The sequence below is a fragment of the Roseateles sp. P5_E1 genome (assembly GCF_054049335.1).
Genome location: NZ_JBFUMN010000069.1, coordinates 1 through 23576 on the forward strand (window position 1 = coordinate 1; position 23576 = coordinate 23576).

General features: G+C 67.3%; 25 protein-coding genes, 1 tRNA gene and 1 pseudogene. 15 read left to right on the top strand and 12 right to left on the bottom strand.

The window, feature by feature from the left end:
• Positions 1–306, bottom strand: a pseudogene (locus ACXJKJ_RS27300) (chemotaxis protein CheR); the annotation flags it as partial.
• Between the two features lie 210 nt (positions 307–516).
• On the opposite strand from ACXJKJ_RS27300, the gene ACXJKJ_RS27305 reads away from it, so the two are divergent.
• From ACXJKJ_RS27305 to ACXJKJ_RS27315, 3 genes are read left to right on the top strand one after another with little or no spacing between them, the layout of a single operon-like run.
• Entirely contained in the window at positions 517–1254 is a 738-nt protein-coding gene (locus ACXJKJ_RS27305) for a GGDEF domain-containing protein (RefSeq protein WP_056195365.1), read from the top strand.
• A complete protein-coding gene (locus tag ACXJKJ_RS27310; RefSeq protein ID WP_056195368.1) occupies positions 1251–2072 on the top strand; it encodes a MinD/ParA family protein in 822 nt (273 codons plus the stop codon). Before ACXJKJ_RS27305 ends, ACXJKJ_RS27310 begins: the two co-directional genes overlap by 4 nt.
• The gene (locus ACXJKJ_RS27315) at positions 2065–2454 is read left to right on the top strand and encodes a group II truncated hemoglobin (protein WP_457394002.1); all 390 of its coding nucleotides are present in this window, start codon (positions 2065–2067) and stop codon (positions 2452–2454) included. Before ACXJKJ_RS27310 ends, ACXJKJ_RS27315 begins: the two co-directional genes overlap by 8 nt.
• Here ACXJKJ_RS27315 and ACXJKJ_RS27320 read toward each other — a convergent pair.
• From ACXJKJ_RS27320 to radC, 3 genes are all read right to left on the bottom strand, one after another.
• Complete coding sequence (locus ACXJKJ_RS27320) at positions 2451–3101, bottom strand: hypothetical protein (protein ID WP_457394004.1); 651 nt, start codon at positions 3099–3101, stop codon at positions 2451–2453. The genes ACXJKJ_RS27315 and ACXJKJ_RS27320 overlap by 4 nt on opposite strands.
• 152 nt (positions 3102–3253) lie before the next feature.
• On the bottom strand, positions 3254–3901 hold the full coding sequence (locus ACXJKJ_RS27325) for a Smr/MutS family protein (RefSeq protein WP_457324032.1): 648 nt from the start codon (positions 3899–3901) through the stop codon (positions 3254–3256).
• A complete protein-coding gene (radC, locus tag ACXJKJ_RS27330) occupies positions 3898–4572 on the bottom strand; it encodes a RadC family protein (RefSeq protein WP_457324033.1) in 675 nt (224 codons plus the stop codon). Before radC ends, ACXJKJ_RS27325 begins: the two co-directional genes overlap by 4 nt.
• A 50-nt stretch (positions 4573–4622) precedes the next feature.
• Here radC and ACXJKJ_RS27335 point away from each other — a divergent pair, with 50 nt between their 5' ends.
• The 4 genes from ACXJKJ_RS27335 (at position 4623) to ACXJKJ_RS27350 (ending at position 7547) form a co-directional block, all read left to right on the top strand.
• Positions 4623–5066: an FKBP-type peptidyl-prolyl cis-trans isomerase gene (locus ACXJKJ_RS27335; protein ID WP_056195383.1), complete on the top strand. Its 444-nt coding sequence runs from the start codon at positions 4623–4625 to the stop codon at positions 5064–5066.
• Positions 5066–6043 (top strand): 4-hydroxy-3-methylbut-2-enyl diphosphate reductase, encoded by a 978-nt coding sequence (gene ispH, locus ACXJKJ_RS27340; protein WP_457394007.1) that lies wholly within the window; start codon positions 5066–5068, stop codon positions 6041–6043. Before ACXJKJ_RS27335 ends, ispH begins: the two co-directional genes overlap by 1 nt.
• A 73-nt stretch (positions 6044–6116) precedes the next feature.
• Positions 6117–7412, top strand: a complete 1296-nt coding sequence (gene serS, locus ACXJKJ_RS27345) for a serine--tRNA ligase (RefSeq protein ID WP_457394010.1) — start codon at positions 6117–6119, stop codon at positions 7410–7412.
• Positions 7413–7459: 47 nt separating this feature from the next.
• Positions 7460–7547 (top strand) — tRNA-Ser (locus ACXJKJ_RS27350).
• Between the two features lie 52 nt (positions 7548–7599).
• Here the strand turns inward: ACXJKJ_RS27350 and ACXJKJ_RS27355 are convergent.
• From ACXJKJ_RS27355 to ACXJKJ_RS27380, 6 genes are all read right to left on the bottom strand, one after another.
• Positions 7600–8337 carry a helix-turn-helix domain-containing protein gene (locus ACXJKJ_RS27355; RefSeq protein ID WP_457394013.1) on the bottom strand — a complete coding sequence of 246 codons (738 nt, stop codon included), beginning with the start codon at positions 8335–8337 and terminating at the stop codon, positions 7600–7602.
• Positions 8338–8353: 16 nt separating this feature from the next.
• Positions 8354–9490 (bottom strand): epoxide hydrolase family protein, encoded by a 1137-nt coding sequence (locus ACXJKJ_RS27360; protein WP_457394016.1) that lies wholly within the window; start codon positions 9488–9490, stop codon positions 8354–8356.
• Between the two features lie 90 nt (positions 9491–9580).
• Complete coding sequence (locus ACXJKJ_RS27365; protein ID WP_056195396.1) at positions 9581–10939, bottom strand: multicopper oxidase family protein; 1359 nt, start codon at positions 10937–10939, stop codon at positions 9581–9583.
• A 14-nt stretch (positions 10940–10953) separates the two neighbouring features.
• Complete coding sequence (locus tag ACXJKJ_RS27370) at positions 10954–12324, bottom strand: TolC family protein (protein WP_457394020.1); 1371 nt, start codon at positions 12322–12324, stop codon at positions 10954–10956.
• Positions 12325–12408: 84 nt separating this feature from the next.
• A complete protein-coding gene (locus ACXJKJ_RS27375; protein WP_457394023.1) occupies positions 12409–12747 on the bottom strand; it encodes a hypothetical protein in 339 nt (112 codons plus the stop codon).
• A 13-nt stretch (positions 12748–12760) separates the two neighbouring features.
• Complete coding sequence (locus ACXJKJ_RS27380) at positions 12761–13615, bottom strand: cupin domain-containing protein (protein ID WP_457394026.1); 855 nt, start codon at positions 13613–13615, stop codon at positions 12761–12763.
• Between the two features lie 99 nt (positions 13616–13714).
• On the opposite strand from ACXJKJ_RS27380, the gene ACXJKJ_RS27385 reads away from it, so the two are divergent.
• Positions 13715–14263 (top strand): carboxymuconolactone decarboxylase family protein, encoded by a 549-nt coding sequence (locus tag ACXJKJ_RS27385; RefSeq protein WP_457394028.1) that lies wholly within the window; start codon positions 13715–13717, stop codon positions 14261–14263.
• 22 nt (positions 14264–14285) lie between these two features.
• A complete protein-coding gene (locus ACXJKJ_RS27390; RefSeq protein ID WP_056197162.1) occupies positions 14286–14984 on the top strand; it encodes a glutamine amidotransferase in 699 nt (232 codons plus the stop codon).
• On the opposite strand, the gene ACXJKJ_RS27395 is transcribed toward ACXJKJ_RS27390, so the two are convergent.
• Together ACXJKJ_RS27395 and ACXJKJ_RS27400 are read right to left on the bottom strand one after the other, a co-directional pair.
• Positions 14964–15707: a LuxR C-terminal-related transcriptional regulator gene (locus ACXJKJ_RS27395; protein ID WP_056195409.1), complete on the bottom strand. Its 744-nt coding sequence runs from the start codon at positions 15705–15707 to the stop codon at positions 14964–14966. The two genes, ACXJKJ_RS27390 and ACXJKJ_RS27395, sit on opposite strands and share 21 nt — an antisense overlap.
• 104 nt (positions 15708–15811) lie before the next feature.
• Positions 15812–16789 carry an NADPH:quinone oxidoreductase family protein gene (locus tag ACXJKJ_RS27400; RefSeq protein WP_457356223.1) on the bottom strand — a complete coding sequence of 326 codons (978 nt, stop codon included), beginning with the start codon at positions 16787–16789 and terminating at the stop codon, positions 15812–15814.
• Between the two features lie 91 nt (positions 16790–16880).
• Between ACXJKJ_RS27400 and surE the strand changes: the two genes are divergently transcribed.
• The 6 genes from surE (at position 16881) to ACXJKJ_RS27430 (ending at position 23515) form a co-directional block, all read left to right on the top strand.
• Positions 16881–17624, top strand: coding sequence for a 5'/3'-nucleotidase SurE (surE, locus tag ACXJKJ_RS27405; protein ID WP_056195417.1), 744 nt, complete (start codon positions 16881–16883; stop codon positions 17622–17624).
• Complete coding sequence (locus ACXJKJ_RS27410) at positions 17625–18428, top strand: protein-L-isoaspartate(D-aspartate) O-methyltransferase (protein WP_056195420.1); 804 nt, start codon at positions 17625–17627, stop codon at positions 18426–18428.
• A gap of 63 nt (positions 18429–18491) precedes the next feature.
• Complete coding sequence (locus tag ACXJKJ_RS27415) at positions 18492–19364, top strand: peptidoglycan DD-metalloendopeptidase family protein (RefSeq protein WP_457356222.1); 873 nt, start codon at positions 18492–18494, stop codon at positions 19362–19364.
• A gap of 45 nt (positions 19365–19409) precedes the next feature.
• Positions 19410–20420: an RNA polymerase sigma factor RpoS gene (gene rpoS, locus ACXJKJ_RS27420; protein ID WP_082532550.1), complete on the top strand. Its 1011-nt coding sequence runs from the start codon at positions 19410–19412 to the stop codon at positions 20418–20420.
• Between the two features lie 30 nt (positions 20421–20450).
• Positions 20451–21803 (top strand): 23S rRNA (uracil(1939)-C(5))-methyltransferase RlmD, encoded by a 1353-nt coding sequence (rlmD, locus tag ACXJKJ_RS27425; RefSeq protein ID WP_457394031.1) that lies wholly within the window; start codon positions 20451–20453, stop codon positions 21801–21803.
• A gap of 194 nt (positions 21804–21997) precedes the next feature.
• Complete coding sequence (locus tag ACXJKJ_RS27430) at positions 21998–23515, top strand: glycoside hydrolase family 5 protein (RefSeq protein WP_457394034.1); 1518 nt, start codon at positions 21998–22000, stop codon at positions 23513–23515.
• Positions 23516–23576 lie beyond the last annotated feature (61 nt).

A 23576-nucleotide genomic window follows, 5' to 3' on the forward strand; every position in this document is an offset into this window, starting at 1 on the left:
GTGATGTTCCTCGCGGAAGAAGGAGGTCAGGTTGGTCGTCAGGCAGTTGACGAACTCCTGCCACTCCGCGGCGCCGGACGGGCCGGTCGAGGCCTCCAGCCACTGCAGATAGCTGCCGAAGCTCTTGTGCCCGGTCTCGCGCAGGCGCCGAGACAGCCGGCTGTAGACCATCGCATGCTTGCCGTCATGCAGGCTGATGCCGGCGTGCTTATAGATCAGTTCACGCACACGGTCGAAGTCGGCCTTGCTGAAGCTGAATTCGTGGTCGAGGGAGTCCGTGCCGGAGGCGAGGTCGGGTGCGGGCATGTCGAAATTCAGATTTGTTGGTGCTCGCAGCAGTTCTGGCGTGGCGCGCCGATTCTGCACCGCAGGGCCTTTTTAAGGCCCCTGGGCCGGTCCAGCATAGTGCAAACAGCCTCCAGGAACGTGCCTGTTTCACGACCTGGGCGCGCAGACGCCGCTGCTAGACTGCCCCGAAACCACAATCCACCCATCCGCCCCCACAGCCACAACCCTTTGGAACAACGCCTGCCCGCCACCCATCTGATCGACGCCGAAGCGCTCGTTCTGGATCAGGCCCTGCAATTGCTGCAGCAGGCCGGCGCATTGCTTCCAGACGAGGCGCCGATGAGTGCTGCCTGGTTGCAGGCCGTGCTGGATGCGCTGTGCGACCTCTCCAGCCGGGATGCGCTGACCGGCCTCGTCAACCGCCGCAGCTTCGAGATGGCGCTGGCCCGCGAGGTCGACCGCGTCGCGCGCTCGGGTGAGGGGGCCCTGCTGCTGATGCTGGACATCGACCACTTCAAGGCTGTCAACGACACCCACGGCCATGGCGCCGGCGACCAGGTCATCCGTGCCGTGGCCTGCGCCGTCGAGCAGACCGTGAGGCCCATGGATCTCGTCGCCCGCGTGGGCGGCGAGGAGTTCGCCATCATCCTGCCCAACTGCGCCTCGCATGTGGGCTTGGCCGTGGCTGAGCGCGTGCGCGAGCGCGTGTCCGAGCTCGCCATCGAGGTCGGCCCGGGCCAGATGCTCAGCGTCACCGTCAGCCTGGGCGGCGCCTTCGCGCCGCAGTGGGTGCGCTCATCACCGTTGCTTTGGACGGAGCGGGCCGACCGCCAGCTCTACCGCGCCAAGGCCGAGGGCCGCAACCGCGCCTGCCTCGAACCTCAGATCGACTCCCTGGTCAGCGCCGAAGAAAAGGGCATGTTGTTCGCCTCCCTGAATCTCGAAACGCAACAGGACACCGCATGAGCACGACCTCTGATCCTGCTGCTCCCGCCGCATCTCCTGCTCAGCCGCCGCGCCCGGCGCGCGGCGGTGCGCGCACCCTCGCCGTCACCAGCGGCAAGGGCGGCGTCGGCAAGACCTTCGTCACCGCCAATCTCGCTGCAGCCCTGGCCGCGCGCGGCCAGAAGGTGCTGGTGCTGGATGCCGACCTGGGCCTGGCCAATCTCGACGTGGTGCTGAACCTGCACCCCAAACTGACGCTGCACGACGTCTTCACCGAAAAGGCCACGCTGGAGCAGGCCATCCTGCCCGCGCCGGGCGGCTTCTCCGTGTTGCTGGCCGGCTCGGGCATGGTCGAGTATTCGCGCCTGACTCCCGAAGTGCGCGACAAGCTGCTGCACATCATCGACCTGGTCAAGCCGCGCTTCGACTGGGTGCTGCTGGACACCGGCGCGGGCATCTCCGACGTCGTGCTGTTCGCGATCTCGCTGGCCACCGACGTCCTCGTCGTGGCCACGCCCGAGCCCACGTCGCTGACCGATGCCTACGCCACCATCAAGGTGCTGGCCACCCAGCAAGACCGCCGCCATGTGGGCCTGCTCGTCAACCAGGCCAACCGTGTCGGCGAAGGCAAGCTGATTTGTGGCCAGTTGCAGCAGGTGCTGCAGCGCTTCGTCGGCCCGACGCCGGGTCAGAGCTTCCGGCTTGAGCTCTACGGCGAGGTCAAGGCCGACGTGGCCGTCAAGCAAGCTGTGCTCAAGCGCCAGCTGATGCTGGAGCACTATCCCGGCTGCGACGCGGCCCAAGCCATCAAGGCGCTCGCCTCCAAACTCCTTGGCTGAATCGACTCCCACCACTGCCTTCGAATGGGCAGGCGGCGAGGCGCGGGTGCGCGAGCTCGTCGACCGCTTCTACGACCTGATGGACCTGGAGCCGGCCTACGCGCGGCTGCGCGCGGCGCATGGCGATTCGCTGGACAGCGCGCGCGACAAGCTGTTCTGGTTCCTGTGTGGCTGGCTCGGCGGTCCGGACCACTACATCAGCCGCTTCGGCCACCCGCGGCTGAAGGCGCGGCACATGCCGTTTCGCATCGGCATTGCCGAGCGTGATGAGTGGCTGGCCTGCATGGGCCAGGCCATGCAGGAGACCGGAGTGGACCCGGCCCTGCAGGCCCGGCTGGCCGAGTCCTTTGCGGGCACGGCCGACTGGATGAGAAACGTTTAATCCAGCCTGAAAGCGAAATCCTGCTGGAACATCGCGTCGCCCTGGCATTGGTAGCCGGCGAGGGCGGACTCCACCGAGCGTTGCAGCGAGCGCTTGGTCTTGCCGTCCAGGGCGCCTTGCATCACGCGGAAATCGCTACCGACGACGCGGCCGCCGCGCACCGTGGCAACCACTTGCAGCACGGTTTCACCGCTCCAGTTGACGGCGGGGACTTCGGGGCGCGGCATGACCGAGCAGACGGCGCCGGCCGCTCTGAGCCCCGCGTCCTGTTTCACCACAGGGGGCGTTACTGGCGGCGTGCCGGTGCCTGTCGAGCTGCCCGCCGAAACCGTGGGTTCTCCGGTCCGCTGTTCGACGACAACGACATGCGGTGTCTCCTCTGTCCATGTGGGTGGAGGCAACACGTCCGGCTTGGGAACATTGATCAGCGTGGGCTGTTCGGCCTTCTTGATCTCTCGCACAGGTTCCCTTTCGGGCTGCTTGTCCGGGATGGGTGGCAACAGGATGGTGGCTTCCTTGACCCTGGGCGGAGACTTGATCAGCCCGGCGCTCAGCGCGTAGATCCCGGCCAGATGCAGGGCGACAACCAGACCGATGCCCAGATAGCTCTTGGGCTGGGGCGCACGATCGGAAAAGGTAAGGGACATGGGCTCTCCTCGTTGGGGCTGGGAAACCGGATGTCGCGCTGATGGCGGCTTGAGCCCAGACTACTCCGGGCTAACGGCGTCGGTCAATGGCGTTGCACCTCGTGTCGGCCGCGCGACGTGACAGCCCGGTGTTATTCACCGTCAGCGGCGCGTCAGGCCGTTCCGCTGAGCAGAACGATCAGCGCCCCCGCCCCGCCGTCACTGGCGCGCGCCTGCACGAAGGCCAGCACCTCGTTCTTCTGCACCAGCCAGCGCCGCACGCGGCCCTTGAGAACGGGCTCGCGGCCCGGTGAGCCATGCCCCTTGCCATGCACGACGCGCACGCAGCGCAGGCCGCGCCGCGCGCTGTCGTGGATGAACAGCCCCAAGGCCTCGCGGGCCGCGTCACGGCGCAGCCCGTGCAGGTCGAGCTGGGCCTGCAGCGCCCAGTGGCCGCGGCGCAGTTTGCGCACCGCCTCGAGGCTGATGCCTTCGCGGCGAAAGCTCAATGTCTCGTCGGTGTCCAGCAGCGTGTCGACGTCGATCTCGTCGGACAGGGCCTGCAGCAGCACCGCGCGCTCGTCCGCTTCGCGCTGGCGCGGCTCGGGTGGCGGTTGATCGAGGTCGTGGATGAAGCGGTCCATGCTGCGCAGCGGTGTCACCGGGCCGACGGTCAGCTCGAAGACCCGCCTTTCCTGCTCCGCCAGGCGCATGGCCGCGGCGACACGCTCCCGTTCGAGCTCGGCTGCCAGCCTTGCCGCGGCCAACTCGCGGGCCAGCGGTTTCAGGTCGGCGAGGCTGCGCACCGTCTTGACGGTCACAGCAGCCCCCGCTCGGCAAATGACACGACCTCGTTCGCACCGACGACGAAATGGTCGACAACACGCACATCCACCAGGGCCAGCGCCTGGCTGAGATGCTTGGTCAGCAGTTCATCGGCGCGCGAGGGCTCGGCCACGCCGCTGGGGTGGTTGTGGGCGAGGATGGCAGCGCCGGCACCCAGGGCGAGAGCACGTTTGACGACCTCGCGCGGATGCACTGTCGTGTGGGTCAGCGAGCCCTGGAACAGCGTCTCCATTGCGATCAGGCGCAACTGCGCGTCGAGGAACAGCACTGCGAAGACTTCGTGGCCCAGCGCGCCCAGATGCAGGCGCAGATAAGTCTTGACCGTGTCCACGTCGTTCAGCGCTGGCTTCTCGGTCAGCTGCTGGTTCAGCGAGCGCCGCGCAATCTCCAGCACGGCGGCGATCTCGGCACGCTTTGCGGGGCCCAGGCCCTTGATCTTGCCGAGGTCCTGCACGCTGGCCGCCAGCAGCCCCGCCCAGCCGCCAAATCGATCCAGCAGGCTCTGTGCCAGTTGCAGCACGGGCAGGCCCTGGATGCCGGTGCGCAGCAGCAGGGCGAGCAGTTCGGCATCCGCCAACGCCTGCGGGCCGCGGGCAAGCAATTTCTCGCGCGGGCGGGCTTCAGGGGGCAGATGGGTCAACGACATAAAATCGGCCGCAGTCTAGCCAAGCGTTCCCTTTTCTTTTCCCTTCTCGCATGAACCCCATCCAGGCCGGGTCCTTCCTGACCTTGCATTACCGGCTCTCGGGCCCGGACGGCGCCGACATCGTCAACACCTTTGACGACAAGCCCGCCACGCTGTCGCTCGGTGCCGGCCAGCTGTCGCCCGCCATCGAGGCGCGCCTCATCGGCCTGCCCGAGGGCGCGCATGAGCGCTTCGAGCTGAAGCCCGGCGAAGCCTTCGGCGAACGCAACCCCGAGCTGTTGCAGCGCGTGAAGCTGTCACTGCTGCGGCAACTGGGCGACCCGGACGAGGTCTACAACGTCGGTGACGTCGTGCAATTCCCCGGCCCGGACGGGCAGGGCGGCTATGCCGGGGTCGTTCGCGAACTTGGCGACGAAGCCCTGCTGTTCGACTTCAACCACCCGCTTGCTGGCCAACCGGTCAGCTTTGAAGTCCAAGTGATCGGGGTGCTTTGATGAACGCTGTTTTGCATCCCCAGGAAGTGGTGCTGGCCGAACCGCGCGGCTTTTGCGCCGGCGTGGACCGCGCCATCGAGATCGTCGAGCGCGCGCTGTTGAAGTTCGGCTCGCCGATCTACGTGCGCCACGAGATCGTCCACAACACCTACGTCGTCAACGACCTGAAGTCGCGCGGCGCSATCTTCATCGAGGACCTGGCCGAGGTGCCGCCCGGCGCGACGCTGGTGTTCAGCGCCCATGGCGTCAGCCAGGAGGTGCGCCGCGAGGCCGCCGCACGGGGCTTCCAGGTGTTCGACGCGACCTGCCCRCTGGTSACCAAGGTCCACGTCGAGGTGGCCAAGCTGCACCGCGAAGGCTATGAATTCATCATGATCGGCCACAAGGGTCATCCCGAGGTCGAGGGCACGATGGGCCAGCTGTCCGAAGGCATCTTCCTTGTCGAAGAGGTCGAGGATGTGGCCAAGGTGCAGGTGCGTGATCAGGGCAAGCTCGCCGTCGTCACGCAGACCACGTTGAGCGTGGACGACGCGGCCGAGATCCTGGCCGAGGTGAAGCGCGTCTTCCCCCAGGTGCGCGAACCCAAGCAGCAGGACATCTGCTATGCCACGCAGAACCGCCAGGACGCCGTCAAGGTGCTGGCGCCCCAGGTGGACGTCGTCATCGTTGTTGGCAGCCCCACCAGTTCCAACAGCAACCGTCTGCGCGAACTGGCCGAACGCCTGGGCACGCCGGGCTATATGGTCGACTCCGCCGAAGACCTGAAGGCCGAGTGGCTGGATGGCCGCGCCCGCGTGGGGCTGACCGCCGGTGCCTCGGCGCCCGACGTGCTGGTGCAGGCCGTCATCGACCGCCTGCGCGCGCTGGGCGCCACCACGGTGCGTAGTCTGCCGGGCGTGGAGGAGCATGTTCGCTTCCCGTTGCCGATGGGGCTGGGCGACAAGTCCATGGCCGAGGTCAGTTCCTCGCGATCTTGACGTCGGTGCTTCCAGCTTCCGGCGGCGCCTCACATTGGCGCCGCTTGTCTATTCGAATCCTGAAGGTATTCCCATGCTCGACATCACCCAGCTGCGCAAGGACCTCGATGCTGTCATCGAGCGCCTGAACGCGCGCAAGACCCCCCAGACCTTCCTCGACGTGGAGCGCTTCAAGTCGCTCGAAGGCGAGCGCCGCTCGGTGCAGGTGCGCACCGAGGAACTGCAGGCCCGCCGCAATGCGCTGTCCAAGCAGATCGGCATGGCCAAGGGCAAGGGCGAAGATGCATCTGCGCTGATGGCAGAAGTCGGCAGCATTGCCGACGAGCTGAAAGCCGGCGCCGAACGCCTGGACGCCATCCAGGTCGAGCTGAACCAGATGCTGATGGGCGTGCCCAATCTGCCCGACGCGAGTGTGCCTGCGGGCGTGGACGAAGCCGGCAATGTCGAAGTGCGCCGCTGGGGTACGCCCCGCACATTCGACTTCGAGGTCAAGGACCACGTCGACCTGGGCGCGCCGCTGGGCCTGGACTTCGAGATGGGCGCCAAGCTCTCCGGCTCGCGCTTCGCCTTCCTGAAAGGCCCGGCCGCCAGACTGCATCGCGCGCTTGCCCAGTTCATGCTCGACGTGCAGACGACGGACCATGGCTACACCGAGTGCTACACGCCCTACATCGTCAACCGCGAGATCCTGGAGGGCACCGGCCAGTTGCCCAAGTTCAAGGAAGACATGTTCTGGGTGCTGCGTGGCGGCGATGAGGAACAGGTCGAGCAGTACCTGATCTCGACCTCGGAAATCTCGCTGACCAACACCGTGCGCGAGAGCGTGCTCAAGCCCGAGGAACTGCCCGTCAAGCTGACGGCGCACAGCCCCTGTTTCCGCTCGGAAGCCGGCTCGGCCGGGCGCGACACGCGGGGCCTGATCCGCCAGCATCAATTCGACAAGGTCGAGATGGTGCGCATCGAGCTGCCTGAAAACAGCATGGCCGCGCTGGAGGAAATGACGGGTCACGCCGAGGCCGTACTCCAAAAGCTCGGCCTGCCGTATCGCACCGTGCTGCTGTGCAGCGGCGACATGGGCTTTGGCTCGACCAAGACCTATGACCTCGAGGTCTGGCTGCCGGCGCAGAACACCTTCCGAGAGATCAGTTCCTGCTCGAACATGGGCGCCTTCCAGGCCCGCCGCATGCAGGCGCGCTTCAAGAACGCGCAGGGCAAGAACGAGTTCGTGCACACGCTCAATGGCTCAGGCCTGGCGGTCGGCCGGACGTTGGTTGCGGTTCTCGAGAATTACCAGAACGCGGATGGCAGCATCACTGTGCCTGAGGCGCTGCGGCCCTATCTGGGCGGCGCTGACACGTTGCGAGGTTGAGCTCAAAAAGCCTGGCTATAATGCTGGGCTCAGCTCGCACCAGATTCGGAGAGGTGGCAGAGTGGTTGAATGTACCTGACTCGAAATCAGGCGGACGGTAACGTCTCGGGGGTTCGAATCCCCCCCTCTCCTCCAGCACAAGGCCAGTCCACCAGGACTGGCCTTTTTGCTTTGTGCGGGGCGTCAATCAGGGCAGGTTGGGTGCGCGTGGCTGCAACTGCCCCGGTGTGAGCCCCAGAATCCTGCGCAGCGAATGCGTGAGATGGGCCTGGTCGGTGTAGCCCAGTTCGGCCGCCACATCGGCGGGGCGCTGACCTTGTTGCAGCAGGCCTGCGGCGGCGTCGGCGCGCAGGATCTGCTGCAGCTTCTTCGGGCTCATGCCGGTCACATGGCTGCTGTGGCGCTGCAGGCTGCGGTCGTCCACGCGCTCCCAGCCGCCGGCAGCAGCGCGCTGCACCAGCAGGTCCACCTCAATGAGGCCGCGCCGCGCAAGTTGCATGACGAGCTGCTCGGCGTTCTCGAAGCTGGGCAGTTCCAGGCGCTCGTCGCCGATCAGGAAGTCACGCCGCCCCGCGAACCCATGCACATGGCCCTGGTTCATCATGCGCTGGCCCGGTCGGGCGGGCATGTAGATCTCGGGTCGGAAAGCGATGCTGAGATAGCTGTCGCCGGCCTCGCTGCCCAGTTCCACGACGCGGTCGGTCTGGCCGGTCTGTAGCACCATCAGGCCGCCCCGGGTCTGCCGGAAGACGAGGTCCCAGCTGCCATCCGGCCGCACCAGATCCTGCGTCGCTGCCGTGTAGCTCACCCGGTCGATGTGCGTGATGAAACGCGCGGCCGATGGCGAATCGGCCGCGCGCGTTTCACGCTGGATGCCTGGGTTGTGGCCCGTCACGCCACGTGCATGCGAGGAGAAGGCATGCACGCATGGTAGCGACGACTTACTGCAACTGGGCGAAGAAGCGGCGCATGTCCCGCACCAGCAGCTCGGGCGCGTCCGTCGCCGCGAAATGCCCGCCATGCGGCATTTCGGTCCACTGCACGATGTTGCTGTGCGAGCGCTCGGCAAAGGCACGCACCGAGCGGAAGTCGTTCGGGAAGGAGGCCACGGCCGTGGGCACCGGGTTGGGCAGTTCACGGTAGCCGGCGCCGGTCTGGGCGTTCTCGAAATAGAACTCCGCCGCCTGACCACCGGTGGCGGTGAACCAGTACAGCGAGACATGGGTCAGGAAGCGCTCGCGGTCCATGGTCTGGGCGGCCTCGCCCTCGAAGCCGAAGAAGAGTTCGGCATTCCAGGCCAGCTGCGCCACCGGCGAATCCACCAGGCCGAAGCCCAGCGTGGCCGGCCGCTTGGACTGGATCTCGGCATAGCCGTTGTACTTCTGGAAGCGCTCGAGGTTGGCGAACCCGGCCCTCTCGAACGGGGACAGCTTCTCCATCTCGCCCGGCGCGCCGCTCGGGAAGGCGAAGATCTGCTGCAGGTGCACGCCCACCAAGCCCCGCGGATTCAGGATGCCCAGCTCGCGGCCGACGAGCGCGCCGCCGTCGCCCCCCTGGGCGCCATAGCGCTCGTAGCCCAGGCGCTTCATCAGCGTGTCCCAGGCGGCGGCAGTGTGCGTGGCCTCCCAGCCAGGGCCGGCCAGCGGCGACGAGAAGGCAAAGCCGGGCAGAGACGGGATGACGAGGTGAAAGGCCATCGCCGGGTCCAGCCCATGGGCGCGTGGGTTGCTCAAGGGGCCGATCACATCGAGGAACTCGGCCACCGTGCTGGGCCAGCCATGCGTGAGGATCAGCGGCAGCGCATGCGGCTCGGGCGAGCGCACATGCAGGAAGTGGATGGTCTGGCCGTCGATCTCGGTCAGGAACTGCGGATGGCGGTTCAGCTCGGCTTCGTGCTGGCGCCAGTCGTAGCCATCCACCCATTGCTCCGCCAGTTCGCGAATGAAACCGGTGGCCTGGCCGCGGCTCCAATCCTGCACGGTGGTCTGGGGCCAGCGGGTCTGGCGCAGGCGCTGCTTCAGGTCGTCGATCTGGGCTTGCGGGATGTCGATGCGGAAGGGGCGGATGGTGGTGCTCATGACAGGCTCCTGGGTGGGGTGGATCGATGGAGTCAGTGTCTCGATCTGCCCCGCCGAGAGCTTGTTAAAACCCGCCAATGCGGCCCGCCGTCAATGTTGGTGGTGCCCTCCGGGCTTGCGCACCTGCACCTGGGCATCCTGGGGAGCCGCACCGGGCGCCGTGGCCGCTGGCGGCGCGTCACCCACTTCGCGCGCCAGCGTGCCGGCGGGGTGCGGGAACCAGCCCGGGTCGCTGTAGTCGCCCCGCTTCAGTCCGCGCCTGACCTTGAGCACGCTGAACATCCCACCCATCGCGATCGATCCGAAAGGCCCGTCCCCGGCCATCATGGGCGCGGTGTTCTCCGGCCCCGGCATGCTCATCTCCGTCATCTCGTGCATGCCGCTGTGGCCCATGGCCATATAGCCCGGCACCAGCTTGCGGATCTTGGCCTCCAGGTCGCTCGCATCCACACCCAGCATGGTTGGCACGTCATGTCCCATCGCGTTCATCGTGTGGTGAGCCTTGTGGCAGTGGAAGGCCCAGTCGCCTTCCTCGTCGGCGATGAACTCGATCTGGCGCATCTGGCCGACCGCGATGTCGGTTGTCACTTCGGGCCAGCGCGCCGTGCGTGGCACCGGGCCGCCGTCGGTGCCGGTGACCTCGAACTCATGGCCATGGATGTGCATGGGATGGTTGGTCATCGTCAAGTTGCCGATGCGGATGCGCACGCGGTCGCCCTGGCGCGCTACCAGCGGCGCGATACCCGGAAAGATGCGGCTGTTCCAGCTCCACAGGTTGAAGTCCAGCATGGTCATGACCTTGGGCGTGGCGCTGCCGGGCTCGATGTCATAGGCATTGAGCAGGAAGGCGTAGTCGCGGTCCACGTCGTCGATCTGCGGGTGCTTCGCCTTGGGATGCGTGATCCACAGGCCCATCATGCCCATGGCCATCTGCACCATCTCGTCGGCATGCGGGTGGTACATGAAGGTGCCGGGGCGGCGGGCGATGAACTCGTAGACCCAGGTCTTGCCGGGTGGGATGGGAGGCTGCGTGAGGCCCGTGACACCGTCCATGCCGTTGGGCAGGCGCTGGCCGTGCCAGTGCATGCTGGTGGCCTCGGGCAGGCGGTTGGTCACGTAGATGCGCACGCGGTCGCCCTCGACGACCTCGATGGTCGGCCCGGGGCTCTGGCCGTTGTAGCCCCACAGGCGTGCGGTGAAGCCCGGCGCCATCTCGCGCACGACGGGTTCGGCGACGAGATGGAATTCCTTGACGCCGGCGTTCATGCGCCATGGCGCCGTCCAGCCGTTCAGCGTGACGACGGGGTTGTAGGGGCGGCCATTGCGTGGAACCAGCGGCGCTTGCGTGTCGGGCGAGGTCTGGATGACGGGTTCTGGCAGGGCCGCGAGCGCCACGGTGGACACCGCGGCCAGCGAGGTGCCAGCGAGCAGGGAGCGTCGATTGAGCATGGGATCCTCGGGATTCAGTGGGTTGCCGCGGCGGAGACGGCGGCGGCGGCCTGGGGCAGGGCTGGCGTGACACGACCGACGAGGGCCTGGTCGAGGTCGGCCTGGGCGATCCAGAAATCGCGCAGCGCCTCCTGTGTGGCATTGACGGCGGCGACCTGGGCGCGGGCATCGGCCAGCAGCTCGAAGACGCCGATCAGCATGGCGTTGTAGCGCAGCAGCTGTTCGCTGGAGACGCGCTGGGCCAGCGGCAGCAGTTCGTCCCGGTGCTGGCGGGCGACATCGAAAGCGCTGCGGTAGAGGCCGTACGCCTCGCGGGCTTCGGAGCGGGCCTGGATGGCTGTATCCGCGGCCACATGTGCGGCTTCGCGGGCCAGCGCCTCAGCCTTCGGTTGGGGGCCGGGGCCGAAGAGTGGCAGCTCCAGCGCCACCTCCCAGCCGCGCTGGGTGGGCTGTTCGTTGGACGAATTGCGTACCGTGCCCAGCTCCAGCATCGACACCCAGCGCGTCATTCGAGCAAGATCAAGCTGGCGCGCGGATTGCTCCAGAGTCAGCCGCGCCGCCTGCACGTCCAGGCGCTGGGCCAGGGCCTGCGCCTCGACGCCGGGCTGCTCGCGCGGCGTGGCCGGCAGTTCGGGCAAGTGGTCGGGCAGGCGCAATGTGCTGCCGTCCTCCAGGCTCAGCAGGCGCACAAGGCGTTCGCGTGCGGCGAGCCGCTGGGCCTCGGTGCGTGCCAAGGCGAGTCGGGCGTCGGCCTCGAAGCCTTGTTCGCGGGCCCGCGCCAAAGCATTGAAGTTGCCGGCGACCTGCATGCGGCGTGCGAGTTCCGCGCCGGCCTCGGCGGCTTCCCGCACCTGGCGGCGGTAGGCCAGGGCCTCCTCGGCCGCGACGGCGCGCACCCAGGCGCGGCGCGTGTCGGCGGCCAGGGCCAGCGTGTCGGCGGCGGCCTGCTGCTGCTCAGCCTGCAGGCGGCGTTGCTCGGCGGCGCGCACCAGGGGCAGGGTCAGCAGACGCGCAAGGTCGATATGCCAGCCGCGCTCCAGCTCCACCTCGCTGCCACGCGTCAGGCGGCTGAAGCGAAAGCCTGGGTTGAGCAGACGGCCGGCCGCATCGACGTCGGCAGCGGTGACACCAAGGCGCGCCAGCCGGGCCTGCAAACCGCGATTGTTCTGCAGCGCGAGCTGCACGGCGGCATCCGCCGTCAGCGGTTCTCGCAGTCGCTCGGCAATCTGGTCAGCAGAGGGCAGGGTGGCCGACAGTGGCTGGGCGGTGTGTGGCTCGGTCAGCCTGGAGACGGGGGCGATGCTGTCGGGGGGCGCGGTGGTGCAGCCAGTCAGCGCGGTCAGTAGCGCGAGCCCGCAGGTGCGGGCGAAGGGAAGGGGATGCATGCAGGGCCTCTCGGGGCGGTGCGAAGACGCCCGCCGCGTTTTGCAGCGGCGGGAACAGCGGCAGTAACAGCGGCGAAGAGAAGCTCAGCCCCTGGGAGGCGGGTCGGGCAATGGAGGTACGACGCCAGCCCAGCGCTCGGCCGGTGCCTGAGCCACGCGCAGGGCCGGTGCGGCAGGCGGCGTGTCCAGCGTCAGCACGGGCGGCGGCGCGGCCGCCAGGCAACAGGGCGCGCAGAGCTTGCAGGGCTTGGCCGCGTGGTTGTGGGCATCGCCATGCATGCTCTGGTGGTCATGGCCGGCGTGTTGCTCTTGCATGGGCACCGGTACCGGCTCACAGCCCAGCTGGCCGGCCGCGAGCAGGCTGCGCAGGGGCAGCAGCACGAGCAGCAGGCAGAGCAGGACGAAGCGACCGACGCGATGCATCTGCGGCACTTTACTACCCGTGCTGCTGAAGCCAGGCCCGCGGCGACGTGCCCGCATGCCGCTGCGCGAACAGCCGGCTCAGGGCCGAGGCATTCGCATAGCCCAGCTCGGCCGCCAGCGTCTTCAAGGACTTGCCGGCGCGCAGTTCGGCGCGGACGATGGCCAGGCGCCAGTCGGCGAGATAGCCGGCGGGCGTCTGGCCCAGGGCGTCGCGAAACGCCTCGGCAAAGCGGCTGCGCGACATGCCAGCCTCGGTCGCCATGGCTGCCAGGCTCCAGGCCTCGCCCGGCCGGGCATGCAGGGCCGTTAGCGCCCGGGCCAGGCGCGCGTCCGCCAGGCCGCGCATCAGGCCCAAGGGCAGGGCCGCGTCGCGCTGGTCCAGCATCCAGCGCAGCAGTTGCAGCAGCAGCACCTCGAACAACCGGTCTGCCAGCAAGCGCTGGCCACAGCGCACGCGCTCGGCTTCGCCGAACAGCAGGGAGAGCGTGGCGTCAATGCCGTCCACCTGCGCCAGCGGSAGCACSACCAGCGGCGGCAGCGCCTGCACGAGYGGGTGGCCGGCCTCGAAGTCCAGGGTTGCGCAGACGAAGTCCGAGCCCTCGGTCGGCGCGTTGTGGAAGTCGTGCGCCAGCGGGCGCGGGTAGAAGACCAGGCTGGGTTCGCGCACCCACAGGCGTTCGATGAGGCCGGTCGCACGGGCATGCCTCACCTCCATCTCGCCATTGCGCATCACATGCAGGAAACCGCGGCCGGGCCCTGCATCAAAGTGGGTCACGCCGCACAGCGGCCCGGCGTGGAAAAGGCTGGCGCGCACGCGAAAGCGCTCGAACAGCGGGCTCAGGCGGTCCAGTGGCGGGCTGTCAGTCACGGTACGAATGGGTTGAATTGTTGGATGAAATGATACCTATCGGTCCTGCCTGGCAACGACAGTGGAGGCCTTCATCCACTACCCTCGAAAGGCGACACCATGACCTCCCGCGTTCCCCTTGTCTCTGCCACCGACACCCCCGCCGCAGCCCGCGCGACGCTGCACGCGATCCACGGCGCCTTTGGCGCGACGCCGAACATGTTCCGCGCGGCGGCGAATTCGCCTGCGGCGCTGCAGGCCATGTGGTCCTTCTTTGGCGCTCTTGGTGGCGGGGCGATTCCAGCCAAACTGGGCGAGCAGATCGCCGTTGCCGTGGCTGACCGCAATGCCTGCGAATACTGCCTGGCCGCGCATACCGCCCTGGGCCGCAAGGCCGGTGCGACGCCTGCCGAGATGAACGCGGCCCAGGCTGGTGAGTCGGCCGACCCGGCGACGGCGGTGGCGCTGCGCTTCGCGCTCCAACTCGTCGAGCAGCGCGGCCAGGTGGGTGATGCCGATGTGGCAGCCGTGCGCGCGGCGGGGTTTGGCGACGGCCAGATCGTCGAGATCCTGGCTCACGTGGCGCTGAATCTGTTCACCAACTACGTGAACGTCGCGTTTGCGGTGCCGGTGGATTTCCCGAGCGTGAAGCTGCGCTCGGCTGTCTGATCGAGAGGCGATGATGGCGCAGATGAAAACCGCCCTGGCCCTGCGCCATCTCGCCTTCGAGGACCTCGGTCTCATCGAGCCCGTGCTGCTTTCACGCGGTTTCGATGTCCGCTATCACGAGGCCGGCGTCGACGACTTCGCTGCCGTTGATCTTGATGCAATCGATCTGCTCGTCGTGCTTGGCGGGCCGATCAGCGTGGAAGACGAGGAACGTTTCCCCTGGCTGGTCGACGAGGTCGGGCTGATCCGCCAACGACTGGACTCACGCCTGCCGCTGCTCGGCATCTGCCTGGGCGCGCAGCTGATGGCCCGAGCCCTGGGCGCGCGCGTGAAGCCCATGGGCGTCAAGGAGATCGGCTTTGCGCCGCTGACCATGACGGCGGCGGGGCAGGGCACGGCGTTGGTCGAGCTGGGCGATCAACCCATGTTGCACTGGCACGGCGATCAGTTCGAGTTGCCGGCCGGGATGGTGTCACTGGCGGCGACGACCGTCTGCCCTCACCAGGCGTTCGCGCCGCACAACCGGGCCCTGGGCCTGCAGTTCCACCCCGAGGTCGCGCCCGAGCGCTTCGAGCAATGGCTGATCGGCCATATCGACGAACTGGCGCAGGCCGGCATCACGCCGAATGAACTTCGCGCCGCGATGTCGCGCGAATCTGAAGGATTGCGAGCCGCCCTGAAGCGGCTGATGGACCGCTGGTTAGACCAGGCCCTGCTTTGACGCCAGCACCGCCGCTTCCGCACGGCTGGACACGTTGAGCTTCTTGTAGATGCTCTTGATGTGGTCGTTGACGGTGAACCACTTGATGCCCATCAGGTTCGCGATCTCCTTGATCGTGAACCCCTTGCTCAGATAGGTCAGCACTTCGCTCTCGCGCGGCGTCAGGCGTTCCCATTCGGGCGGCGGGTCCAGGGCGACGCTGCGGCTGTTGGAAAAGCCCGCGTGCGAGGATGACAGTGAGCCGAAGCCCGAGTTCAGCGGCATGGTGCCGCTGTCACTGGAGCCGGGACGGAAGTGAGACAGCAGGCGGCGCGCGATGGCGGGTGACAGCGGCGGCTGGCCGCGCACGATGCGCTGCAGCTCCTCCACCAGCACCTCGAAGCGGTCTTCCTTCAGCAGATAGCCGTCGGCACCGCACTGCAAGGCCGGGAAGAGGTGGTCGTCGTCCGAATACAGCGTCGTGACGATCTTGATGGCCGGAGATCCCGCCAGCTCGGTCAGGAACTCCATACCGTTGCCATCGGGCAGTTCCAGGTCGACGAGGATGAGCTTGAAGCTGATCTCCGGGTTGCCACCTGAAAGCTTGGCAACCTGGCGGCGGGCGTTCTCAAGGTCACCGACTTCGGTGAGCTCCATCGCGTCGCTGAAGCTCTCTCGCACCACGCGGCACAGGAAACTGCGGGCAACGGGGTTGTCTTCGATGATGAGAACTTTGACGGTCATGGCGCGTGGCGGGCAGCGGCTGTCGATTCGACCGTCGAGAATGTAGCGCACCGCCCCCTAGAAGCTCCGGTGGATCGCCCTAGTCCAAGCCCCCGGTTCAGGCTTCACGAATTGGTAAGAACTAACTTGCCGACCACCTCGCGGGCCGCCATGCGCGCGAAGGCGGCAGGCAACTCCTCCATCGGCAGCACCCGGTCCAGCACCGGCTTGATCTTGCCCGCGGCATACCAGGCCGCCAACTCTCCCAGCATCGTGGCGTTATGCCCGGGCTCGCGTTTGGCGAATTCGCCCCAGAACACGCCGACCAGGGACGCGCCCTTGAGCAGCGCCAGGTTCAGCGGCAGCGCCGGAATCTGGCCCTGCGCAAAACCGATGACGAGGTAGCGGCCGCGCCAGGCGATGGAGCGGAAGGCCGCTTCGGCCAGGTCGCCGCCAACGGGGTCGTAGATGACGTCGGGCCCCTTGCCTTCGGTCAGGGCCTTCAATTCATCACGCAGGTTCTGCGTCGCGTAGTTGATGGTCGCGTCGGCGCCAAGGGCCTTGCAGGCCAGGCATTTGGCATCGCTGCCCGCCGCGGCGATGACCCGCGCCCCGGCGGCCTTGGCGATCTGGATGGCGGCCGTGCCGACGCCACCAGCCGCGCCCAGGATGAGCACGGTCTCGCCGGGCTTCAGAGCTGCGCGGTCCACCAGCGCGTGGTGGCTCGTGGCATAGGTACAGATGAAGGCCGCGGCGTCCTCGAAACTGAAAGCTTCGGGCAGCGGCATGGCCAGCACGGCCGGGATGCAGACCTCGGTGGCAAAGCCACCCAGGCCGCCAAAGGCCGCGACGCGCTGGCCCACGGCAAAGCCCTTGACGCCTTCGCCCACCTCGGTGACCACGCCCGAGAACTCCGTGCCTGGCACAAAGGGCAGGGGCGGCTTCATCTGGTACTTGTTCTGCACGATGAGCAGGTCAGGAAAGTTCAGGCTGGCGGCGCGGATAGCCACGCGGATCTGGCCCGCTGGCAGAGCGGGAGCGGGCAGTTCACGCCATTGCAGCGCCTCGACGCCCACCGGGTTCTCGCAGAGCCATGCCTTCATCGTCGTCTCCAGATTTCGTGAATTGGCGATGATAGGAATCAAGGTGGTTACACCCGGTCTCGCAGGTGACGCTCTCCCTACAATTGGCCCCATGCGCATCCTGATTTCCAACGACGACGGTTACCTCGCACCGGGCCTCGCGGCCCTGGTAAAAGCCTGCGAAGGCCTGGGCGAGATCGAAGTCATCGCCCCCGAGCAGAACGCCAGCGGCACGTCCAACTCGCTGACGCTGAACCGGCCGCTGAATGTCCACCGCGCCGCCAACGGGTTCCGTTATGTCAGCGGCACGCCATCCGACGGTGTCCATCTCGCCCTGACCGGCCTGCTGGGCTATCGGCCCGACCTGGTGCTCTCGGGCATCAACAACGGCGCCAACATGGGCGACGACACGCTGTATTCCGGCACCGTCGCCGCCGCCACCGAGGGCTATCTGTTCGGCATCCCGTCCATCGCCTTCTCGCAGGCCGAGAAGGGCTGGGTTGAACTGGAGGCCGCGGCCCGCGTGGCGCGCAGCGTCGTCGAGCAGGTCATTGCCGGGGGCTTAAGCCAGGGCTTCCTGCTCAACGTCAACATCCCCAACCGGGCCGATGCCGACACCCTGCCGCGCAAGATCACGCGCCTGGGCCGGCGCCATGCCAGCGAAGGCATCATCGAGCAGATCAACCCGCGCGGCGAGACCATCTACTGGATCGGCCCGGCCGGGGACGCCCGGGACGCCGGCGAGGGCACGGACTTCCACGCCACCGCCAACGGCCAGGTGTCGATCACGCCGCTGCAGGTGGACCTGACCGAACATTCGTCTCTCGGTGCCTGGGCGCAGCGCCTCGGTCTCTGAATGTCTACACCCAAGCGCTTCCCGGCCAGCCTGAAGTCGGCCACGTCACCGCAGCGTGAACTGCTGATGCCGCAGCGCCATCTGCATCAGGCCACGCGGGACGCGGCCCGGCTAGCGCGCCCCAGCGGCACCGGGCTGGACAGCGGCGCCGTGCGCCAGCGCATGGTCGACCGGCTGCGCGCCGAGGGGAAGTTCGACGAGCATGTGCTCGCCGCGATGGCCACCGTGCCGCGCCATGAATTCGTCGACAGCGCCTTGGCTGCCCAGGCCTATGAAGATACGGCCCTGCCCATCGGCCACGGCCAGACCATTTCCAAGCCCTCGGTGGTCGCCCACATGCTGGGCCTGCTGATGGCCGGCGCTGGTGCGCGCCAGCGCGGGTCGCTGGGCCGTGTGCTGGAAATCGGCACGGGTTGCGGCTACCAAGCAGCCGTCATCGCGCTGCTGGCGCGACAGCTCACCTCCATCGAGCGCCTGCAGGGCCTGCACGACAAGGCCAAGCTCAATCTGCAGCGTGTGGGGCTGCCGCGCGTACCGCGCCTCATCTGGGGCGATGGCCGCCTGGGCCACGCAGCCAGCGGGCCTTTCGACTGCATCATCGCTGCGGCGGGCGGCGAGGACATTCCCGCCGCCTGGACCGAGCAACTCGCCCCTGGCGGGCGCCTCATCGCCCCGACGGCGGCCGGCGGCCGCGGCCAGGTGCTGGTGGTGCTCGACCATGTCGTCGAGGCGGGCGTCAGCCGCTGGGTGCGCAACGAGCATGAAGCCGTGCTGTTCGTCCCCTTAAAATCCGGCGTCCTCTGACGGGGCCGTCGGCGCACCGCGCCACACAATCGGGTCGGCCTTCCAACGTGCTCTAGCCACACGATGCCCTCAAGCCTGCGCCTTTTATTCACTGCCATCACCACCTCGCTGCTGCTCAGCGCCTGCGGCACGTCGTTGCATCGTGCCGCACCGGTCGAGGACCGCAACCCGCAGCCCGCCACGGCCGCGGTGGTGCCGGCGCCCGCCGCGTCGGCGGCTTCCGCGCCCGATGCCAAGCCGCCGCTGCCGGGTGCTGAGAACGCCGGCAAAGCCGGTTACTACACCGTCAAGCCGGGTGACGCGCTGATCCGCATCGCGCTGGACAATGGCCAGAGCTGGCGTGACGTGGCCAAATGGAACAGCCTGGAGAACCCCAACCGCATCGAGGTGGGGCAGGTGCTGCGCGTCGTGCCTCCAGGTGTCGACCCCAGCGCCGTGACGGCCAAGCCCATCGCCAGCACGGCCAAGGTCGAGTCGCGGCCGCTTGACGCCAAGCCGCCGGTCGCTGCCGCAAGTGCGCCGACGGCTTCGTCCACCAGTACGTCCACACCGGCCGCATCGGAAGACGACAGCATGGCCTGGGGTTGGCCGGTCGCCCAATCCATCAGTGCCGGCTTCGACGAGCAGCGCAACAAGGGTCTGGACTTTGCAGGCAAGCCGGGTGACCCGGTGCTGGCTGTCGCCGATGGACGCGTTGTTTACGCTGGTTCGGGGTTGCGCGGCTACGGCAACTTGGTCATCATCAAGCACAACAGCACCTACCTGACAGCGTATGCCCACAACCGGGCCATGCTGGTCGAGCAGGACCAAACCGTACGCAAGGGTCAGAGGATTGCCGAGATGGGTTCCACCGAGAGCGATACCGTCAAGTTGCACTTTGAAGTGCGCAAGCTCGGCAAGCCTGTCGATCCGGCCAAGCTGYTGCCGCCGCGCTGAGAAGCCGGCCAGCCAACAGTCATGCATCGGGCCAGCGATCACGTCATGAAACGCGCTGCGCCCAAGCTCAACGGACATGGTGGCAATGGCAGCGAGCCGGCTGTCATCTTGTCGGCGCTGAACGGGGGCAGCGGTGATGCCGAGCCGGTTTCAGACGTCAGCGAAGAAGACGGCCGGGCACTGCGCAATGGCGGCGACGAGGTCGAGCTCGGCAACGCGCTGCAGGCCTATCTGCGCGACATCCGCCGCACGCCGCTGCTGACGCCTCAGCAGGAATTCGACACGGCCGTTGCGGCGCGCGCGGGTGATTTCGACGCGCGCCAGGCCATGATCGAGCACAACCTGCGCCTGGTCGTCAGCATCGCCAAGAACTACCTCGGCCGAGGCCTGCCGATGAGCGATCTCATCGAGGAGGGCAATCTCGGCCTGATGCACGCCATCGGCAAATTCGAGCCCGAGCGCGGGTTCCGTTTCTCCACCTACTCGAGCTGGTGGATACGCCAGAGCATCGAGCGCGCGCTGATGCACCAGGCCCGCTTGGTGCGGCTGCCGGTGCACATCGTGCGCGAGCTCAACCAGGTGCTGAAGGCGCGCCGCGCACTCGAGGCACTGCAGAGCGCCAATGGCTCCGAAGGCCGCGTGCGCGCCGAGGACGTGGCCCAAGCGCTGGGCCGGCCGGTCGACGAGGTGGCCGAGCTGTTGGCCTATGCCGAGCTGCCGAGTTCGCTGGATTCGCCGGTGGACCGCAACGGCGAGGGCGGCGAGTCCATGCTGGATCTGGTGGCCGACGACCAGGCTATCGACCCGATGGGCCTGCGCCTGTCGCACGAGGTCGAGGAGTTGCTGCAGCACGGGCTGGCCAGCCTCAACGACCGTGAGCGCGAGGTGCTGTCGGGCCGCTACGGCCTGTCGGACCGTGAACCGGAGACGCTGGACGTGCTGGCCATCCGCCTCAAGCTGACGCGCGAGCGCATCCGCCAGATCCAGATCGAGGCGCTGGCCAAGCTCAAGCGCAACATGATGCGCCACGGCGTGGATCGGGACTCGATCTTCTGACGGGTTGCGCGAGCCTCAGATAATCTGGGGATGACTCAGACAACGGAATGGCTCAAGGTCGAAAGCATCGAACTTGAAGCACAAGGCGTGGCGCACAACGCCGAGGGCAAGGTGGTCTTCATCGACGGTGCCTTGCCGGGCGAGATCGTGAAGGCGCAGATCTCGCGCCGCAAGAACAACTGGGAGCAGGGCCAGCTCACCGAAATCAAGAAGGAAAGCTCGCTGCGCGTGACGCCGGGCTGCCCGCACTTCGGCCTGCACGCCGGCGCCTGCGGCGGCTGCAAGATGCAGCATCTGCAGGCCGGAGCCCAGGTGGCGGTGAAGCAGCGGGTGGTGGAAGACCAGCTCTGGCATCTCGGCAAGGTCAAGGCCGAGGTTCTGCTGCGGCCCATCGAGGGCCCGACCTGGGGCTATCGCTACCGCGCGCGATTCTCGGTGCGCTATGTGCAGAAGAAGGGCGTCGTGCTGATCGGCTTTCACGAGCGCAAGAGCCGCTATGTGGCCGACATGCAGGTCTGCAAGGTCGTGCCCAAGGTCGTCAGCGACCTGCTGATGCCGATGCGCGAGCTGATCATGGCGATGGCCGAGCGCGACCGCCTACCCCAGATCGAACTGGCCATGGGCGACGAGGTCATTGCGCTGGTGCTGCGCCACCTGAACCCGCTGCCGGACGGCGACATCGCCCTGCTGCGAGAGTTTGGCGAGAAGCACGGCGTGCAGTGGTGGCTGCAGCCCAAGGGGCCGGATACGGTCAAGCTGCTCGACGAAGGCGGGCCGCAACTGGCCTACCGCCTGCCCGAGTTCGGCGTGACCATGCCGTTCAAGCCGACCGACTTCACGCAAGTCAACCCGCACATCAACGCCACCCTGGTCGGCCGCGCGCTGCGCCTGCTGGCTGTTGAGCCGGATGACCGGATCATCGACTGGTTCTGCGGCCTGGGCAATTTCACGCTGCCGCTGGCCACCAAGGCGCGTGAGGTGCTGGGCATCGAGGGCAGCGAGACCCTGGTGCAGCGCTCGCGCGAGAACGCGGCGCTGAACGGCCTGGCGCACAAGGCGAGCTTCGTCGCGCGCAACTTGTTCGAGATGACGCCTGAACTGCTGGCATTGGATGGTGCAGCGGACCGCTGGCTCATCGACCCGCCGCGCGAAGGCGCCTTTGCGCTGGCCAAGGCGGTGGCGGACATTGCCCAGGACCCGTCGCTGGCGCCGGGCTGGATGGCACCGAAGCGCATCGTCTACGTCAGCTGCAACCCCGCGACGCTTGCGCGAGATGCAGGCCTGCTCGTCAATGTGGCGGGCTATCGCTGCACAGCGGCCAGCGCGGTCAACATGTTCCCGCACACGGCGCACGTCGAATCGATCGCAGTCTTCGATCGCTGAAGCGCACGTTGCTCAAGTAAATCCCGGCTCGCCCATTGCGGCGACCGGGATTTTTTGCTTTTCGGCCTACGTGTTAGTCCGGACTCGGTCCCGGTGCGAAGTAGACAAAATGAATAAACAACATTGTTTAGTTGTTTTGCCGAGCATCGGGTCCACCCGGCCGGCGTCATGACTTCCACAGGAGACAAGCCAGCATGCCCATTCGAAATCTGTTGCCCCAAGTCCTGGGCACTGCCTGCMTGGCCCTCGGGCTCGCGTCGGCCGCGCTTGCGCAAACCACCCTGGCCCTGCCGCAACCGGCCCTCAAACGCGGCGTGAACGCGCTGGGCTATGACCCGCTCTGGAGCGAGCCGGCCAAGGCGCGCTTCCAGCTGCGCCATATGCAGGCCATCCGCGACGGTGGCTTCGACCATGTGCGCCTGAACCTGCATGCCTTCGAGCACATGGACGCCGAAGGCCGCTTGTCGACGGCTTGGCTGAAGACGCTGGACGAGATGACAGCCGCGGCGCTGGGGGCGGGCCTGCAGGTCATCCTGGACCAGCACAACTTCAACGACTGCGCCAAGGAGATCGACAAGTGCCGGACGCGCCTCAAGGCCTTCTGGCGCCAAATCGCCCCGCGCTACAAGGACGCGCCCGACGCGGTGCTGTTCGAGATCCTGAACGAGCCCAACGGCGCGGCCGACGCGGTATGGAACGACATGCTGGCCGAGAACCTGGCCATCATCCGCGAGACCAACCCGAAGCGCCGCGTCGTCGTCGGGCCGAAGTTCTGGAACTCGCTGGATCAGCTCGACACCCTGAAGCTGCCCGAGTCCGACCGCAACCTGGTCGTGACCTTCCATTACTACACGCCCATGGAGTTCACCCACCAGGGCGCGTCATGGACGCCGCAGTTCCAGAAGCTGTCCGGCGTGACCTGGGGCACGGCCGCCGAGCTGGACAAGCTCAAGCAGGACTTCGATCGCGTGAAGGCTTGGGCGCAGCGCACGGGCCGGCCGATTCTGCTGGGCGAGTTCGGTGCCCTGGAGACGGCGGGCATGGCGCAGCGCGTGGCCTGGACTGCGGCGGTCGCCCGAGCTGCCGAGGCGCGCAGCTTCGGTTGGAGTTATTGGCAGTTCGACTCAGACTTCGTCGTCTGGGACATGCAGGCAGACGGCTGGGTCCGACCCATTCTGGGTGCCCTCGTGCCGGCGCCCGGCGCGCCGACACCCCAAGTGGCGCGCGGCGGTGACCCCGCGTTGGATCACCTGATCAATTCGGCCAAGGTCAGTGCCTGGTCGGTCTATGGCGAGGGCCAATCCACACAGCAGGTGGCTTGCGAGGCCTCGGGCAAGACCTGCCTGCGCGTCGACCTGCAGGGCAAGCGCGCCAACGTCTGGGACAACGGCGTGATCACACCCATCACCGGCGAGATCCGCAAGGGCGACAAGCTGCAGGTGCTCATGTGGATGCGGCTGGATACGGACGACGCCAAGGCCAAGGTCAGCGTGCCCATCTCGCTGCAACTGAATGCAGCGCCCTACACGGCCCTGCTGTCCAGTGTGGCCACGCTGACCAACAAGCTGGAGCCCGTGGTGCTGAACGGCACAGTCCAAGAAAACCAAGCTGCAGGCACGGTGATGCTGTCGGCGCACGTCGGGCAGGTGGGCCAGCCGATCATTGTGAGCGCACCCTTTGTGTTGAAGAACTTCAAGCCGGGCGCCCAATAAAAAAGGAGCCGCGTCAGCAGGCTCCTTCATCAGGCGGCCGCCGTGGAACCGGCTTTGCCGG

Coding starts and splice junctions, on each gene's coding strand:
- ACXJKJ_RS27310 (WP_056195368.1), top strand. CDS start 1,251: ATGAGCACGACCTCTGATCCTGCTGCTCCCGCCGCATCTCCTGCTCAG.
- ACXJKJ_RS27320 (WP_457394004.1), bottom strand. CDS start 3,101: ATGTCCCTTACCTTTTCCGATCGTGCGCCCCAGCCCAAGAGCTATCTG.
- radC (WP_457324033.1), bottom strand. CDS start 4,572: ATGTCGTTGACCCATCTGCCCCCTGAAGCCCGCCCGCGCGAGAAATTG.
- ACXJKJ_RS27335 (WP_056195383.1), top strand. CDS start 4,623: ATGAACCCCATCCAGGCCGGGTCCTTCCTGACCTTGCATTACCGGCTC.
- serS (WP_457394010.1), top strand. CDS start 6,117: ATGCTCGACATCACCCAGCTGCGCAAGGACCTCGATGCTGTCATCGAG.
- ACXJKJ_RS27360 (WP_457394016.1), bottom strand. CDS start 9,490: ATGAGCACCACCATCCGCCCCTTCCGCATCGACATCCCGCAAGCCCAG.
- ACXJKJ_RS27365 (WP_056195396.1), bottom strand. CDS start 10,939: ATGCTCAATCGACGCTCCCTGCTCGCTGGCACCTCGCTGGCCGCGGTG.
- ACXJKJ_RS27370 (WP_457394020.1), bottom strand. CDS start 12,324: ATGCATCCCCTTCCCTTCGCCCGCACCTGCGGGCTCGCGCTACTGACC.
- ACXJKJ_RS27375 (WP_457394023.1), bottom strand. CDS start 12,747: ATGCATCGCGTCGGTCGCTTCGTCCTGCTCTGCCTGCTGCTCGTGCTG.
- ACXJKJ_RS27385 (WP_457394028.1), top strand. CDS start 13,715: ATGACCTCCCGCGTTCCCCTTGTCTCTGCCACCGACACCCCCGCCGCA.
- ACXJKJ_RS27390 (WP_056197162.1), top strand. CDS start 14,286: ATGAAAACCGCCCTGGCCCTGCGCCATCTCGCCTTCGAGGACCTCGGT.
- ACXJKJ_RS27395 (WP_056195409.1), bottom strand. CDS start 15,707: ATGACCGTCAAAGTTCTCATCATCGAAGACAACCCCGTTGCCCGCAGT.
- ACXJKJ_RS27400 (WP_457356223.1), bottom strand. CDS start 16,789: ATGAAGGCATGGCTCTGCGAGAACCCGGTGGGCGTCGAGGCGCTGCAA.
- surE (WP_056195417.1), top strand. CDS start 16,881: ATGCGCATCCTGATTTCCAACGACGACGGTTACCTCGCACCGGGCCTC.
- ACXJKJ_RS27410 (WP_056195420.1), top strand. CDS start 17,625: ATGTCTACACCCAAGCGCTTCCCGGCCAGCCTGAAGTCGGCCACGTCA.
- rpoS (WP_082532550.1), top strand. CDS start 19,410: ATGAAACGCGCTGCGCCCAAGCTCAACGGACATGGTGGCAATGGCAGC.
- rlmD (WP_457394031.1), top strand. CDS start 20,451: ATGACTCAGACAACGGAATGGCTCAAGGTCGAAAGCATCGAACTTGAA.